The sequence below is a fragment of the Micromonospora sp. NPDC003776 genome (assembly GCF_053605645.1).
In genome coordinates, this window is record NZ_JBSGJR010000110.1 from 1 (window position 1) to 14,561 (window position 14,561).

Genomic DNA, 14,561 nt, shown 5'->3' on the forward strand with positions numbered 1-14,561 from the left:
CGCGGCTGCGCCGGCCACGCCTAACAACCGGGTCTCCCCCCCCCCCACCCCCCGGGCCCGGGGGGGGAGGCCCGCCGGGCACGGCCGTCTCCGGGTCGCGACCGCGACCGATCGGCGTGAATTGGGCAGAATGGAAGACATGATGGAGATCGACTGGGAGCGGCTGCGGGCCGCCGCCACCGAGGTGATGCGGCACGCGTACGTCCCGTACTCGAAGTTCCCGGTCGGGGCGGCCGCCCTGGTCGACGACGGCCGGGTGGTGGTCGGCTGCAACGTGGAGAACGCCGCGTACGGCGTGGTGCTCTGCGCCGAGTGCGGCGTGGTCTCGTCGCTGCACGCCACCGGCGGCGGCCGGATCGTCGCGCTCTCCTGCGTCGACGCCACCGGCGAGCCGCTGATGCCCTGCGGCCGGTGCCGGCAGCTCCTCTGGGAGCAGGGCGGGCCGGAATGCCTGATCGAGGCGAAGGGTGGCCCGCTGCGGATGGCCGAGCTGCTGCCGCACGCCTTCGACGTGGCCGACCTGGACGCGGTGACCGGCGAGCACCCGGTGCCGGTGGTGCCGGACCGGCTGGCGGCCTGGCGTGGCCGGGGCACCGTCTTCGTGCACCCCGACCTCTCCGCCGGGCAGCAGGTCTGGACGGCCTACTGGGAGCGGTCGGCCGGGGACACCGAGGGCGCCGAGACCGGCGTGCTCGAGGAGGGCCCCACCTGGGACGACCCGGCCGAGGCGATCACCTGGGGGCTGGCCCGTACGCCGCGCGTGGTCGTGGTGGACGCCTCCGGCACGATCTTCTGGGCGGGTGAGGGTGAGCCTCCGTTGGAGATCCCGGTTCGCTGGTCCGGTGGCTGAGCTTGGGGGATCGGTGGTCGGCCTTCGTCGTGCGGGTGCAGCTGGTGCCCGACGCGCGCTTGTTCATCTATTGATGGGAACTCGACGGTGAGTGCTTTTACGGCGGTGGACGTCATCCGGACCAAGCGGGACGGGGGCGTGCTGAGCGACGGGCAGATCGACTGGGTCGTCGACGCGTACACCAGGGGGCTGGTGGCCGACGAGCAGATGTCGGCGCTGGCCATGGCGATCCTGCTGCGCGGCATGAGCGCGCCGGAGATCGCCCGGTGGACCGCCGCGATGATCGCCAGCGGGGAGCGGCTGGACCTGTCCCCGGTGTCCCGGCCGACCGTGGACAAGCACTCCACCGGCGGCGTCGGCGACAAGATCACGCTGCCGCTCACCCCGCTCGTCGCCGCCTGCGGCGCCGCCGTGCCGCAGCTGTCCGGGCGCGGCCTCGGGCACACCGGCGGGACCCTGGACAAGCTGGAGTCGATCCCGGGCTGGCGGGCGGCGCTGAGCAACGACGAGTTCATCGCCCAGCTTCGTGACATCGGCGCGGTGATCTGCGCGGCCGGCGACGGGCTCGCCCCGGCCGACCGCAAGCTGTACGCGCTGCGCGACGTCACCGGCACCGTCGAGGCGATCCCGCTGATCGCCAGCTCGATCATGAGCAAGAAGATCGCCGAGGGGACCGGCGCCCTGGTGCTCGACGTGAAGGTGGGCTCCGGCGCGTTCATGAAGAACGTCGACGACGCGCGTGAGCTGGCCCGCACCATGGTCGAGCTGGGCAAGGCGCACGGGGTGCGGACGGTCGCCCTGCTCACCGACATGTCCACCCCGCTCGGCCTGGCCGTCGGCAACGCGGTCGAGGTCACCGAGTCGGTCGAGGTGCTGGCCGGCGGCGGCCCCGCCGACGTGGTGGAGCTGACCCTGGCGCTGGCCCGGGAGATGCTGGCGGCGGCCGGCCTGCCGGATGTCGACCCGGAGGCGGCGCTGCGGGACGGCCGGGCGATGGACGCCTGGCGGACGATGATCCGCGCGCAGGGCGGCGACCCGGACGCGCCGATGCCGACCGCCAACGAGGTCGAGGTGGTCCGGGCGACCGAGGACGGCCACGTGGCCGGGATCGACGCGTACGCCATCGGGGTGGCGGCGTGGCGGCTGGGCGCCGGCCGGGCCCGCAAGGAGGACCCGGTGAGCATCCCCGCCGGCGTGGTGCTGCACAAGCGCCCCGGCGACCCGGTACGCGCCGGCGAGCCCCTGTACGAGCTGCGGGCCGAGCACGCCGAGCGGATCCCGGCCGCGCTCGCCGAGGCGGAGCGGGCGGTACGCATCGCGCCGGCGGCCCCGGCCCGGATGCCGCTGGTCATCGAGCGGATCGACTGATCCTTTCCGGTCATGGTGCGGTGCCGGCCGAGCCGCTATCCTCGCAGGCCAAGGGGGGACCGACCGGCCATGAGCCGATGTGAGCAGACAGGGACCTGAGTGTGCGCGTACCCGCCCCCGACCCCCGGGAAGTCCGTGAGGCCAGCCTCGACGAGCTGTCCCGGCTGGGCCTTCCGCTGCCGCCGCCGCAGTTCCCGCTGGTCTGGGAGCCCGGGGACGAGATCGAGCTGCGCCCCACCGTCGAGATCGAGGCCCGGATCGCGGTGCTGCACCTGATCCTGGCCCGGTGCTTCGGGATGCCCCCGCAGGCGGCGATGAGCTGGCTGCTGGAGTCGCACCTGGTCGAGACGGTCACCCCGCCGGAGTGGCAGTTCGTGATGGGCGGCAAGGGCGACCACCGCTCCTTCGTGCTGCACCACGACGCGCTCTTCTCGCTGGCCTGGGTGCTGGGGCTGACCAAGGAGCTGGATCCCACGGTGCCGGTGGACGAGCGGCTGGTCGAGCGGATGCCGAACCTCGTCGCCGGGGAGACCTTCCCGCAGTGGCGGGCCCGCATCCTGGCCGCCCCGCAGCACCCGGGCGACGCCGCCGCCCTGCTCGACCTGCACTACTGCCTGGACTGGGCGTACCTGGAGTCGGAGCAGGCAGGGCGGGCGTTGCCCGGGCTGGTGGACGCGAACGCCATCGGGCAGCGCCGGTGGGCGCTGGAGTGGGCCGTGGTGCTGCGCGGGCCGTACCACGACGACCCGCCGGGCTGGGAAGAGGTCGACCTCTCCACCTAGAAGGTCAGCGCGGCCGGTACCCGCCGAGCCGGACGGCGAGGGTGACCGGCACCGGCTCCGGCAGCGCGGCGATCCGCTCGGCGAGCCGGGCCGGGTCGGTGTGCCAGGCGCTGGGGCCCATGCCGACCAGGGTGGCCACCTCGGTGCGGGTCAGCGCCAGCCGGGCCCGGTGCACGCCGCTGGATTCCTCGGTGAAGTGACCACCCAGGCTGCCGGCGACCCGGTCCGCCTTGGCCGGATCCACCCGCAGCAGGTCGAGGGCGTCCACCAGTTCGGCGAGGTGGTCCTCGGCGGGGGTGACCACGAGCAGCGTGCCCGCCGGGTCGAGGACCCGATGGAACTCCGGGCCGTTGCGCGGCGCGAAGACGTTGAGCAGCACGGCGGCGGAGCGGTCGGCCAGCGGGAGCCGCTGCCAGGTGTCGGCCAGCGCGGCCGTCGCGCGCGGGTGGGCCCGTGCCGCGCGGCGCAACGCCGGCTTGGCGACGTCCAGGGCCAGACCGACGGCGTCGGGCAGCGCCGCCAGCACCGCGGCGAGATACCAGCCGGTGCCCGCACCGGCGTCCACCACCAGCGGGTACGCGGTCCTCCCGCCGACTGCGGTGGTGGCGGCGGTGGCGAGGGCGGCGGCGACGGTGGCGTAGTGGCCGGCGGCGAGGAAATCGGCGCGGGCGGCCACCATCTCGGCGCTGTCTCCGCTGTGCGGGGCGCGGCCGGCGAGCAGGTTGACGTACCCCTGCCGGGCGATGTCGAAGCTGTGCCGGCGCGGGCAGCGCAGCGCCCGGGCGGTGCCGGCGGTGCCCTCGGCCAGCGGCTCGCCGCAGACCGGGCAGCGCAGCCGGGCCAGGATCCGGGGGTCCACGTCAGCCCGCCGCCCCGGCGCGACGGCGGTCGTCGCCAACCAGGTGCTCGACGACCCGGTGGGTCAGCGCCCCGAGCGCGTCGATCTCCTCGGGGGTGAGCAGGTCGATCAGGTGCCGGCGGACGGCGGCGACGTGACCGGGGGCGGCGGCCTCGATGGCCTGGCGGCCGGCCGGGGTGAGCGCGACGACCGAACCCCGGCCGTCGGAGGGGCACTCCTCGCGAATGACCAGGCCGCGCTGCTGCATCCGGGACAGGTGGTGGGACAGCCGGCTGCGCGACCAGAGCATCCGGTCGGCCAGCTCGCTGAGTCGCAATCGCTGGCCGGGGGTCTCGGAGAGGTCGGAGAGCACGTCGTAGTCCGGCTCGGAGAGGCCGGCGTCCTGCATCAACTCGCGGGCCAGCTCCAGGTCGAGCAGGCGGCGCATCCGGCGGTAGCCCCGCCAGGCCCGGTTCTCCCGTTCGTCCAGCCAGTGTGGTGCGTCCATGGCCCGATTCTAGCCGAGTGGTTGACATGTCATCAAACCCGCTCTACGGTCGATGACATGTCAACCAGATTGCCGTTACGGCTGTCCCGGCTCCTCGCCGGCCTGGCGCTCTTCGGCGCGAGCGTCGCGCTGATGGTCCGGGCGGATCTCGGGCTCGGCTCATGGGACGTGCTGCACCAGGGCCTCGCCGCCCGCACCGGACTGCCGATGGGGGTGCTGGTCAACGGCGTGGCGCTGGTGGTCCTGCTGCTGTGGGTGCCATTGCGGCAGCGGCCCGGCGTCGGCACCGTGGCCAACGTCCTGCTGGTCGGCGTGGCGCTGGACGCCGTCCTGGCGGTGCTGCCGCCGGTCGGGTCGCTCGCCGCGCGCATCTCCCTGCTGCTCGCCGGGATCCTGCTCAACGGGATCGCCACCGCCCTCTACCTCGGCGCCCGGCTCGGGCCCGGTCCGCGGGACGGCCTGATGACCGGACTGGCCGGCCTCGGCCTGCCGGTCGGCCGCGCCCGCACCCTGATCGAGTTGGCCGTGCTCGCCGTCGGCTGGCTGCTCGGCGGCACGGTCGGCCCCGGCACCGTGCTCTACGCGCTCGCCATCGGGCCGCTCGCCCAGTTCCTCATCCCCCGACTCGCCGTGCCGGCTCCGGCCCGGCCCACTCTGACAGGAGCCACCCCGCCATGCCCCGCCTGAATGTGATCGTCGCCAGCACCCGCCCCGGCCGGGTGGGCCGGCGGATCGGTGACTGGTTCACCGCGACCGCCGTCCGCCACGGCGGCTTCGACGACGTACGCCTGGTCGACCTCGCCGAGGTCGCGCTCCCGTTCCACGACGAGCCGCACCACCCCGCCGAGGGGAACTACCTGCACCGGCACACCCGGGAGTGGAGCGACACGACCGCCGCCGCGGACGCCTTCGTCTTCGTGATGCCGGAATACAACTACGGCTTCAGCGCGCCCCTCAAGAACGCGATCGACTACCTCTACCACGAGTGGCGGCACAAGCCGGTCGGGTTCGTCAGCTACGGCATGACCTCCGGCGGCCTGCGCGCGGTGCAGATGATCAAGCAGGTGGTCACCACGCTGAACATGGTCCCGGTCAACGAGGCGGTGACCGTGTTCCTGCGCCAGTCCCTGACCGAGACCGGCGAGCTGCTGCCGGACCCGGGCCGCGAAGCCGCCGCAGATCTGACGCTCGACCAGCTCGCCCGGCTGGCCGCCGCGCTCGCCCCGCTGCGGGTGGCAGCATGAGCGAGCGGCTGTGGGAGCTGTTCGGCGAGCGGGGGCGCGGGGTGCTGGTCACCCTGCGCCGCGACGGCCGCCCACAACTGTCGAACCTGGACTACCTGGCGGAGCCGGGCCTGATCCGCTGCTCCACCACCGGCGACCGGGCGAAGGTGCGCAACCTGCGCCGTGACCCGCGTGCCAGCCTCCACGTCACCACCCCGGACGGCGGGGCGTACGCGGTGGCCGAGGGCCGGGTGACCCTCACTCCCGCCGCGGCGGCCACCGACGACGCCACGGCCGACGAGCTGGTCGAGGTCTACCGGCGGATCCGGGGCGAGCACCCGGACTGGGCGGACTACCGGGCGGCCATGGTGGCCGACGGCCGGCTCGTCCTCCGGCTGGCGGTCGAGCGGGTGTACGGCTGGCGGCCCTGACCGGCCCCGTGCCGCCCACGGACCGCTGGTGACTACAGCGTGTCTCAAGACTCGGTTGGGTCATGAGGCACCGCCCTTCTCGGGCGTCCTTGCCGTCACGGGTGTTCGTGGCGGTGGGGTTCCTCCGTCGTTGAGGCTGGTTTCGCCGGCGCGTGGGGGCGGGCCAGAGCCGTCCTCTCGGGAGGCGTTGGTGACCGGGCCTCGTGCTTCGGGGTCCCGGGTCTGGGCGTGCTGCTGCTCGGCCCAGACGGCGAGGTTGACCGCCGCGTTGATGTCCCGGTCGGCGGTGTGCCCGCACTCGTGGCAGCGGAAGACGCGTACCGTCAGGGGTAGGGCGGGGCCGGTGGTGCGGCAGGCGCTGCACATTCTGGTGGACGGATACCACCGCGGTGCCCGGGTGGTGTGCCCGCCGCGCCAGCGTTGTTTGTAGCCGATGATGCGGGCCAGGTCGGCCCAGCCCGCGTCGGAGATGGCGGCGGCCAGACGCCGGTTACGCAGCATGCCGGCGGTGTGCAGGTCTTCCAGTGCCAGCCGGTCGTGGGTCTTGACCAGCTGGTTGGCGACCTTGTGCAGAAAGTGGCGACGCACGTCCGCCACCCGCAGATGGGCCCGACCGAGTCGGGCGGCGGCCTCGGCCCGGTTCCGTGAGCCTGGCTGTCTGCGGCTGACCTGGCGGGACAGCCGCCGTAGCCTCGGCAGCGCGGCCCGCAGGGGGCGTGGCGCATCATCGACGCGCAAGACCTGCCGGCCGGTGGTGTCCGCGGCCACGATCAGGGCGGCGAGGCCGCGGTCGACGCCCACCCAACCACCCCGGTCGGGGCGGGGTGGGTGCTGGCGGGCGGGGTGCAGGTCCGCCGCCTCCACCGTCACCGTGATGATCCATCGGCCGGCCCGGCAGGAGACGGTGGCATACCGGATGCGGGCGCGGCCGGCGCGGATCATCCGCCGCAGCCGGCGGGTGTCCTCCCGCACCCGCAAGACCCCGATCTTCGGCAAACACACACTACGAGGCCCAGCCGTCGGATCCCCCACCCGGATACTCGCCCGACCCCCGGTCGTCTTGCAGCGGATCCGGAACGACGCACGGGTACGGCTCTTGCGTTTGAACCTCGGGAACCCCACCCGACGCCCCGACCGTTTCCCACCCCGGGAGTCGGCCCAGGCGGCCAGGCCACCACCCAGGTCAACCGCGGCTTCCTCACACACCTGCTGACACACCTGCGTCCGCCACGACAACCCCGACGCAACCACCACGGTCGCCCCGGACGAGTCGACCACGAACCGGCGACCCGCCCGCGCCGAGACCTTCCACGAGTTGAACGCGTTGATCAGGTCAAAACCCGACCACGGCACCCACCGACCCGCCTCGGCGTCGCGCATCCAAGGCTTCCTTCACCAGAGCCAGGCACTGGTTGAACGCGAACCGAGACGCCCCCGCATGACGGCCCAACACCACCATCTGCGACGGCGACGGATCAACCGTGAACCGAAACGCGGTAAACCTCCCCACAACCCCACACCATGCCCACCACCTACGACACTTTGAAACACGGCCTACTGTCTGAGCATGGTCGCAATCTCGTACGAGGACATCGTCAAGGTCCCGAAGGCGTTGCTGCACGATCACCTCGACGGCGGTCTGCGCCCCGCGACGATCGTGGAGCTGGCCGCCGAGGTCGGCCACGAGTTGCCCGCCACCGACGCGGAGGCGCTGGGCCGCTGGTTCGTCGACGCGGCGAACTCCGGTTCGCTGGAGCGCTACCTGGAGACCTTCGCGCACACGGTGGCGGTGATGCAGACCGCGCCGGCGCTGCGCCGGGTCGCCCGGGAGTGCGCCCTCGACCTGGCCGCCGACGGCGTGGTCTACGCCGAGGTGCGGTTCGCCCCCGAGCAGCACCTGGAGCAGAACCTCACGCTCGACGAGGTCGTCGAGGCGGTGGTCACCGGTTTCCGCGAGGGGAGCGCGCTGGCCGCCGAGGCGGGCCACCCGATCCGGATCGGCACGCTGCTCACTGCGATGCGGCACGCGGCCCGGTCCCAGGAGATCGCCGAGCTGGCCGTCCGGCACCGGGACACCGGGGTGGTCGGTTTCGACATCGCCGGGGCGGAGGCGGGTTTCCCGCCCACCCGGCACCTGGACGCCTTCGAGTACCTCCAGCGGGAGAACTTCCACTTCACCATCCACGCCGGCGAGGCGTTCGGGCTGCCGTCGATCTGGCAGGCGATCCAGTGGTGCGGCGCGGACCGGCTCGGCCACGGCGTCCGCATCGTCGACGACATCACCCCGGGCAACCCGCCCGTGCTCGGCCGGCTGGCCGCGTACGTCCGGGACAAGCGGATCCCGCTGGAGCTCTGCCCGTCGTCGAACGTGCAGACCGGGGCGGCGGCGTCGATCGCCGACCACCCCATCGGGCTGCTGCGCGACCTGCGGTTCCGGGTCACGGTCAACACCGACAACCGGCTGATGAGCGGCACCTCCATGTCCCGGGAGATGGCGCTGCTGGTGGACGCCTTCGGCTACGGCTGGAAGGAACTCCAGTGGTTCACCATCAACGCGATGAAGAGCGCCTTCATCCCGTTCGACGAGCGGCTGCGGATCATCGACGAGGTGATCAAGCCGGCGTACGCCAAGGTGATCGGCTGATCAGGAGTGCGGGTGCGGGTGGCCGGCGAGCAGCGCCGCCACCCGGCGCAGCACCACGCGCGCCCGGGCCGCCTCCGCGCCCAGCCCGGTCTGCCGGCGCAGCACCGCCGGCTCGGCCCGCAGCAGCGCCACCCCGCGCCGGATCAGCACCCGCGGCGCCTTGCGCTGCTCGGCCAGATCCCGGGCCAGCCGGCGGACGAAGGTCGCCCCGCGCGGCCGGCGCAACGCGTACGCCCCGGCGAGCAGGTCGCGGCGCCGGCACTCGGCGACGATCTCGGCGGCGAAGATCCCTTCGGCCACGAAAAATGGCGAACCGGTGACATCGAATGGCCGGGTGGCCACCCGCCGGTCTGCGCCGATCGCATAAACCGGCACTTCGGCCTTGCCGTCCCGCGCCAGTCGGGCAATTGTTTCCACCGCCGCGTCGGCGTCCCAGGACAGCGGGGATTCCCAGTCCACCTGTCCGTTTCGACGCGGACACGTGGGGTCATCGCCGTCCTTGTAGAAGTCATCGAGGCAGAGCACCGGGAGTCCGGTTCGATGGGCAATGTACGACTTTCCGGAGCCGGAAGGCCCGGCGAGGAGGACGACGCGGTGACGGTGTGCCATTACTTTGAGTGACTCCGGCCAGACGGATTGCTATCAAATTGCATCAACATCTCATCACACCGCTCGCGAGGGACAACCTGGGCTTTCTCTTTGCGATGTGGCGTGATGGAATCTCGGAGGTCCGACCCGCCGGGTCGGTCGCTCGGCGTTGCCCAGAGGCGACGTCCGTACGCGGTAATGCGAGGGCGGTGACGTGAGCAAACGGCCAACGACGGCAGGCTCCTTCCGGTCGCGTCTGAGTCGGCCGGCCAGCCGGCTCCGCGACATGCCGATCTGGTCCAAGCTCGGTCTGATCATGATCGTGCCGACCATCGCCACGGTCGTGGTCGGCACCAGCGGTCTGGTCGACCACCTGCAGACGCTCAACAATGCCAACCGGGCCGGCAACCTGGCCAACCTCATCGGATACTCCGGTGACCTGGTCGACACCCTGCAGGACGAGCGCACGATCGCCGTCCTGTTGCTGAACGCCGACACCGCGCAGGCCAAGACCAGCTACGCGGACGCGTACAAGCAGGTGAACCAGAAGGTCGACCAGGCCAAGGGCCGGTACTCACAGCAGCGCGTGAAGCTGGACGGGCTGCCCGCCACGCTGAACAGAACCCTCGACGGGATCGACGAGAACCTCAAGGATCTGCCCGGCACCCGCAGCCAGGTCTTCAACGGCAAGATGTCGAGCACCTTCGCGGTCAAGGGATACGACGAGCTGATCAACGGCCTGCTGGAGGTCCGGGACTCGAGCACCCAGCTCGCTGGCGACAGCGACCTGAGCGACCGGATGCGGGCCGCCGCGGCCGTCGCCCGCAGCAAGGAGTTCCTCTCCCAGCGCCGGGTGGTCGTGCACCGTGCACTCGACCTGGGCAAGCTCAGCCCTGCCCTGCGCCAGGAGTACATCGCCAGCGTCACCGCGGAGCAGCAGGCGCAGGAGGCATTCACCGCCATCGCGAACCGGTCCGAGGCCGAGTTCTACCAGCAGACCGTCTCCGGGGCGGACCGGCGGGAGCTGTCCTCCTACGAAGGCCAGATCGCCGGCAACCAGAACGGCGACCTGTCGCTCCTGTCCTTCGGCCCCGAGCAGTGGGACAACGCGATGGTCGGCAACGCCAAGCAGATCCGTGCCGTCGAGTCGGAGTTCGACGGCAACGTGGTGAAGAAGGCCGAGACGCTCCGCTCGGACACCCAGCGCCAGGTGTTCCTCGAGACCGGTCTGCTGCTCAGCATGCTGCTGCTGGCCATCCTGTTCGCGTACCTGGTCGCCCGCTCGATGGCCCGCTCGCTGCGTGACCTGCGCCAGGGCGCCCTCTCGGTGGCCCAGTACGGCCTGCCGCAGGCGGTGGCCCGGCTGCGGGACCCGCAGGTCACCGGCCAGCTCTCCCCGATGCAGCTGGCCAACCAGATCGCCGAGCCGCTCCCGGTGCGGAGCAAGGACGAGTTCGGCCAGGTGACCGAGGCGTTCAACGCCGTCCACCTGGAGGCCGTCCGGACCGCGGCCGAGCAGGCCGCCCTCCGGGCGTCCGTCGCGACGATGTTCGTCAACCTCGCCCGCCGCTCGCAGATCCTGGTCGACCGCCTGATCGGTCACCTCGACCGGCTGGAGCGCGGCGAGGAGGACCCGGACCGGCTGGCCGAGCTCTTCCAGCTCGACCACCTGGCCACCCGGATGCGCCGCAACGACGAGAACCTGCTGGTCCTCGCCGGTGCGGACTCCACCCGCGTGCAGCGTGAGCCGGCCGCGCTGATCGACGTGCTCCGCGCCGCCCAGTCCGAGGTCGAGCACTACACCCGGATCGAGTTCGGCGTGATCGACCGGGACATCGAGATCTCGGCGCACGCCGTCAACGACCTCGTGCACCTGGTCGCCGAGCTGTTCGACAACGCGACCGCCTTCTCCCCGCCGGACTCGCACGTCATGGTCGAGGCCCGGCGGATCGGCGACCGTGCCTCCCTCTACGTGGAGGACCGGGGCATCGGCATCGGCCCGGAGCAGCTGCGCGAGCTGAACGAGCGGCTCGCCACGCCGCCGCAGGTGGACGTGGCGGTCTCCCGGATGATGGGTCTGGTCGTGGTCGCCCGGCTGGCGTCCCGGCACGGTGTCAAGGTCGAGCTCCGGCCCGGCGCGGGCCGCGGCACGGTCGCCGACGTCACCCTGCCCCCGGCGGTCCTGGTGCCGCGCGCCCTCTCCGGCCGGGGCCCCCAGGCCGCGCCGGCCCTGCCGGCCGCGAACAACAACGGCCCGCAGCAGGGCGGTCCGACCCCGGCGTTCGGTGCCCTCGCCGCCCTCGGCAACGGCCCGCACAGCCCCGGCACCCCGCCGGCCCCGCGCCCCGGCGCGTCCGGCAACCAGGTGACCCTCGGCGGTCGGGCGTTCGACCCGGCGCCGCACAACGGCTCCGGCACCCCGGCCACCCCGGGCGGGCAGCGCTCGATGCCGGCCTGGTCCGACCTCACCGGGGCCAACGCCCTGGCCGGCGGCGACAGCTTCGCCCCGCGGCCGTCGAACGGCCAGTCGGTCGACCCGCTGCCCCAGCGTCGCCAGCCGGCCGAGGCCGATCCGACCAGCACCGGCCAGCAGCCGGCCATTCCGCGGCAGTTGCCGGCCAGCCCGGAGATGCGGCCCTACAACCCGCCGCCGGTGTCGGCGCCGCCGGTGCCGCCGGTGTCGGCGCCGCCGCTGCCGCCCGTCTCGGGTGTCCCGGTGTCCGCCTCGCCGGTCTCCAGCCAGCCGTACTCCGGTCAGCCCTACTCGGCCCAGCCCTACCCGGGTCAGCCGGTGTCGGCCTCGCCCGCTCCGGGGCAGCCGGTCTCGGTGCCGCCGGTGAGCCAGGTGCCGCCGCGTCCGGGTCCGCAGGCCGGGCCGCCCAGCGTCAGCGCCCCGCCGGTCTGGCCGCCGGTCGCGTCGCCCGACCCCGCCGCCCCGGCGGTGCCGGAGCGCCTCGCCGCCGGCTTGGACATGACCACCGAGCTGCCGCGGGTGGCCCGACCGGAGACCCCGCCGGCCGCCACGCCGCCGGCCGCCAGCCGGCAGGCGCCGCCGCCGGCGCCGCGGCCGACCCCGCAGCAGGCGGGCAACCGCCAGCGGTACGCGGACGAGACGATGGAGCTGCCGATCTTCCGGGAGCTGGAGTCGAACTGGTTCCGTACCCGCCGGCCGGGGCCGAACGAGGAGACCGCCGCAGCCCAGGCCGCGGCGACGAACGGTGCGGCGACCCAGCAGTTCGCCAAGGTCGACACCACCGGTCGGGCCGCCCAGCAGACAACACCCGCAACGACAGGTAACACGCCGATGGCACACACCCCGGCGGCCGGCGGTGCGCCGCGCGACAACGGAGCGGCGAACGGGAGCGGGCGCCCCGGTTACGCCGAGGCGCTGCCCAACCGGCGGGCCCAGCAGCAGCCGCCCAGCTGGCAGAGCGCCGCCGACGACGGCTGGAAGGCCGCCTCGGCCGCCACCGAGGTCCCGGTCGCCGAGACCACCCAGAAGGGCCTGCCGAAGCGGACGCCGATGGCCCAGCTGGTGCCCGGCGGCGTCGACAAGCCGTCCACGTCGGTGCAGCGCCGGACGCCGGAGGGCGTCCGGGGCCTGCTCTCGGCCTACCATCGGGGCGTACAGCGGGGGCGTAACAACCCGTCCGACAGCAACTCGGCCGGCTCGGAGGCGACTCCGGGCGGTCAGCAGTCCTCGCAGTCTGGCTCAGGCCCAGTGGCCGGGAGCGGGCAGAAGGAGCAACAAGGATGACAAGTACGCAGGATCTCGGATGGCTGCTCGCCAACTTCGCCGATCGGGTGCCCGGTGTGGCGCACGCGGTCGCGGTCTCCGCCGACGGCCTGCTCCTCGCTTCGTCCCGTGACCTCCCGCGGGACCGCGCGGACCAGCTCGCGGCGATCGCGTCCGGCCTGGTCAGCCTGACCCAGGGCGCGGCCCGCTGCTTCGAGGGCGGGGCGGTGCTGCAGACCGTCGTCGAGATGGACAACGGCTTCCTGTTCCTGATGTCCATCTCGGACGGCTCGTCGTTCGCCGTCCTTGCCGCGCGCAGCTGCGACGTCGGGCAGGTGGGGTACGAGATGGCCCTGCTCGTCGACCGGGTGGGCGACGCCCTTACCCCACAGCCGCGCACGGCTGTGGGGATGATGGGCTGAATGACGCGCTGACCGGTGGGTCAGGAGCGGGAACAACTACAACATCGACGAATGCCACCGGGTCGAGCCGGTGCCGGGTACGAGGGAGGTGAGCGGCGACATGGCCGATCGTGACGAGCCAACCGGTGCGTTGGTCCGTCCGTACGCCGTGACCCGCGGTCGTACCCGCCCCCGGCTCGAGATCGCCCTGGAGGCGCTCGTCGAGACGACGGTGCGCGGCCGCGCCGTTGCCACTGGCAACGGCGGTCAGGGCCGTGAACACCAGTACATCGCCGCGCTGTGTGACGGACGCGTGCAGTCGCTCGCCGAGATCGCGGCGCGGCTGCAGCTTCCGCTCGGCGTGGCCCGGGTGCTCATCGCCGACATGGCGACGGACGGCCTGGTCGCGGTCCACGAGCCGACCATCCTGGACGACTCCGACGACGCGGTGGGCACTGAACTGCTGGAGAGGGTGCTGAGTGGACTTCGCAGGCTCTGACATGTCGCACCGGCCGCCTGCCCCGAGCGGGCGCGTGACGTCGGCGAAGATCGTTATCGCCGGTGGGTTCGGCGTCGGCAAGACGACGCTGGTCGGCTCGGTCTCGGAGATCACGCCGCTGACCACCGAGGCGATCATGACCTCCGCCGGTGTGGGCGTCGACGACACCCGGCAGGTGCCGGGCAAGACGACGACCACGGTGGCGATGGACTTCGGTCGTATCTCGATCGACCGTGACCTGATCCTGTACCTGTTCGGTACGCCGGGTCAGACCCGGTTCTGGTTCATGTGGGACGAGCTGGTGCGCGGTGCCATCGGCGCCGTCGTGCTGGTCGACACCCGTCGACTGGCGGACTGCTTCGCCGCCATCGACTTCTTCGAGCACCGGCGGCTGCCGTACCTGGTGGCCATCAACTGCTTCGACGGGATGCAGTACCACGACCCGCAGGACGTCCGGGACGCGCTGGCGATCTCGAGCGACATCCCGGTGGTGGCCTGCGACGCCCGGAACCGGGAGTCGACCAAGCACGTGCTGATCTCCCTGGTCGAGTACGTGCTCACCATGCGGCGTTCGCGGGCGGTCGCGCCCGCCTGACCGGCGACGTGGAAGCGGGCGCGGGGCGGCCGGCCCCCGGGGGGGGGAGGCGTGGCCCGGCCCCCCGGGGGCGGAGCGCGCCCCGCCCGCCCGGGCGG

At 72.9% G+C, this 14,561-nt stretch carries 16 protein-coding genes; 11 read left to right on the plus strand and 5 right to left on the minus strand.

Going from position 1 to position 14,561, the window contains the following annotated elements; translation table 11 throughout:
• The first annotated feature begins 130 nt into the window (after positions 1-130).
• The 3 genes from ACWEVO_RS12400 to ACWEVO_RS12410 all read left to right on the plus strand — a co-directional run bounded on the left by ACWEVO_RS12400 (position 131) and on the right by ACWEVO_RS12410 (position 3,000).
• Positions 131-850, plus strand: coding sequence for a cytidine deaminase (locus ACWEVO_RS12400; RefSeq protein WP_452307624.1), 720 nt, complete (start codon positions 131-133; stop codon positions 848-850).
• An 87-nt stretch (positions 851-937) separates the two neighbouring features.
• Positions 938-2,218, plus strand: coding sequence for a thymidine phosphorylase (locus ACWEVO_RS12405; protein WP_452307625.1), 1,281 nt, complete (start codon positions 938-940; stop codon positions 2,216-2,218).
• 101 nt (positions 2,219-2,319) lie between these two features.
• Positions 2,320-3,000: a DUF4272 domain-containing protein gene (locus ACWEVO_RS12410; protein WP_452307626.1), complete on the plus strand. Its 681-nt coding sequence runs from the start codon at positions 2,320-2,322 to the stop codon at positions 2,998-3,000.
• 4 nt (positions 3,001-3,004) lie between these two features.
• Here ACWEVO_RS12410 and ACWEVO_RS12415 read toward each other — a convergent pair whose 3' ends face one another.
• Together ACWEVO_RS12415 and ACWEVO_RS12420 are read right to left on the minus strand one after the other, a co-directional pair.
• Positions 3,005-3,859: a putative RNA methyltransferase gene (locus ACWEVO_RS12415; protein WP_452307627.1), complete on the minus strand. Its 855-nt coding sequence runs from the start codon at positions 3,857-3,859 to the stop codon at positions 3,005-3,007.
• A 1-nt stretch (position 3,860) separates the two neighbouring features.
• On the minus strand, positions 3,861-4,346 hold the full coding sequence (locus ACWEVO_RS12420) for a MarR family winged helix-turn-helix transcriptional regulator (protein WP_452307628.1): 486 nt from the start codon (positions 4,344-4,346) through the stop codon (positions 3,861-3,863).
• 57 nt (positions 4,347-4,403) lie between these two features.
• Between ACWEVO_RS12420 and yczE the strand changes: the two genes are divergently transcribed.
• The 3 genes from yczE to ACWEVO_RS12435 are packed head-to-tail and all read left to right on the plus strand — an operon-like array spanning position 4,404 to position 6,000.
• A complete protein-coding gene (yczE, locus tag ACWEVO_RS12425; RefSeq protein ID WP_452307629.1) occupies positions 4,404-5,033 on the plus strand; it encodes a membrane protein YczE in 630 nt (209 codons plus the stop codon).
• Positions 5,021-5,590 (plus strand): NADPH-dependent FMN reductase, encoded by a 570-nt coding sequence (locus ACWEVO_RS12430; protein WP_452307630.1) that lies wholly within the window; start codon positions 5,021-5,023, stop codon positions 5,588-5,590. The genes yczE and ACWEVO_RS12430 overlap by 13 nt, the downstream gene beginning before the upstream one ends.
• Positions 5,587-6,000: a PPOX class F420-dependent oxidoreductase gene (locus ACWEVO_RS12435; protein WP_452307631.1), complete on the plus strand. Its 414-nt coding sequence runs from the start codon at positions 5,587-5,589 to the stop codon at positions 5,998-6,000. Before ACWEVO_RS12430 ends, ACWEVO_RS12435 begins: the two co-directional genes overlap by 4 nt.
• A gap of 60 nt (positions 6,001-6,060) precedes the next feature.
• On the opposite strand, the gene ACWEVO_RS12440 is transcribed toward ACWEVO_RS12435, so the two are convergent.
• Positions 6,061-7,380 (minus strand): RNA-guided endonuclease InsQ/TnpB family protein, encoded by a 1,320-nt coding sequence (locus tag ACWEVO_RS12440; protein ID WP_452307632.1) that lies wholly within the window; start codon positions 7,378-7,380, stop codon positions 6,061-6,063.
• On the minus strand, positions 7,334-7,684 hold the full coding sequence (locus ACWEVO_RS12445; protein ID WP_452307633.1) for a helix-turn-helix domain-containing protein: 351 nt from the start codon (positions 7,682-7,684) through the stop codon (positions 7,334-7,336). The genes ACWEVO_RS12440 and ACWEVO_RS12445 overlap by 47 nt, the downstream gene beginning before the upstream one ends.
• Between ACWEVO_RS12445 and ACWEVO_RS12450 the strand changes: the two genes are divergently transcribed.
• Positions 7,568-8,644 (plus strand): adenosine deaminase, encoded by a 1,077-nt coding sequence (locus ACWEVO_RS12450; protein ID WP_452307634.1) that lies wholly within the window; start codon positions 7,568-7,570, stop codon positions 8,642-8,644. The two genes, ACWEVO_RS12445 and ACWEVO_RS12450, sit on opposite strands and share 117 nt — an antisense overlap.
• Here ACWEVO_RS12450 and ACWEVO_RS12455 read toward each other — a convergent pair whose 3' ends face one another.
• The gene (locus ACWEVO_RS12455; protein ID WP_452307635.1) at positions 8,645-9,103 is read right to left on the minus strand and encodes an ATP-binding protein; all 459 of its coding nucleotides are present in this window, start codon (positions 9,101-9,103) and stop codon (positions 8,645-8,647) included.
• A 343-nt stretch (positions 9,104-9,446) separates the two neighbouring features.
• Between ACWEVO_RS12455 and ACWEVO_RS12460 the strand changes: the two genes are divergently transcribed.
• The 4 genes from ACWEVO_RS12460 to ACWEVO_RS12475 all read left to right on the plus strand — a co-directional run bounded on the left by ACWEVO_RS12460 (position 9,447) and on the right by ACWEVO_RS12475 (position 14,463).
• Complete coding sequence (locus ACWEVO_RS12460; protein ID WP_452307636.1) at positions 9,447-12,989, plus strand: nitrate- and nitrite sensing domain-containing protein; 3,543 nt, start codon at positions 9,447-9,449, stop codon at positions 12,987-12,989.
• A complete protein-coding gene (locus ACWEVO_RS12465) occupies positions 12,986-13,390 on the plus strand; it encodes a roadblock/LC7 domain-containing protein (protein ID WP_013731521.1) in 405 nt (134 codons plus the stop codon). Before ACWEVO_RS12460 ends, ACWEVO_RS12465 begins: the two co-directional genes overlap by 4 nt.
• 100 nt (positions 13,391-13,490) lie before the next feature.
• Positions 13,491-13,868 carry a DUF742 domain-containing protein gene (locus ACWEVO_RS12470; protein WP_452307637.1) on the plus strand — a complete coding sequence of 126 codons (378 nt, stop codon included), beginning with the start codon at positions 13,491-13,493 and terminating at the stop codon, positions 13,866-13,868.
• 1 nt (position 13,869) lies between these two features.
• On the plus strand, positions 13,870-14,463 hold the full coding sequence (locus tag ACWEVO_RS12475; RefSeq protein WP_091669966.1) for a GTP-binding protein: 594 nt from the start codon (positions 13,870-13,872) through the stop codon (positions 14,461-14,463).
• Positions 14,464-14,561 lie beyond the last annotated feature (98 nt).